The 461-nt window shown below is 34.7% G+C and carries 1 protein-coding gene; it reads left to right on the forward strand.

The window, feature by feature from the left end; translation table 11 throughout:
* The coding region (locus AOA60_RS33295) for a hypothetical protein (RefSeq protein WP_218240560.1) at positions 1 to 289 on the forward strand (289 nt) is incomplete at its 5' end.
* Positions 290 to 461 lie beyond the last annotated feature (172 nt).

Consider the following 461-nt stretch of genomic DNA (forward strand, 5'->3'; position numbering starts at 1 on the left):
TTTGAAGAGGGTACCGTCAGGGTTTGCTATTCTACTTTCTTGGATTATTTGCACTTATTATTCAAATCTCCTTCCTGCTGTCCATCTAACATTATTAGGGAATTTTAGTGAAGCTACAGAATTAATCGATGCACAGTGGGCATTATTTATGCCTTCACTATTTGGATTTGCTTTATACGAAGCCTATTCACTCGCAGTAGAATATAACAAGACATATAAAACTGAACAGTCAGAGTACTTAGAGAAAGAATATCAACAACTTAGGTTATCTATCCAAAACAGAAGATGAGGTTGATAGAATGTTAGTGATTTCCTCTTTTGAACAGTCCGCAGCACTTGAAATTGCTATCACAAATTTAGAACAAAATGGGATAACAAAGAAGCAAATACTAGCTGTACTTTTTGAAAAAAGGCGGGAACAGAGAAAACTTTTTGATAGTATACATCATTCAGATGGAGTA

Origin of the sequence: Pseudomonas sp. 2822-17, assembly GCF_002742485.1 — a bacterium.
Taxonomy (GTDB): Bacteria; Pseudomonadota; Gammaproteobacteria; order Pseudomonadales; family Pseudomonadaceae; genus Aquipseudomonas; species Aquipseudomonas cyclaminis.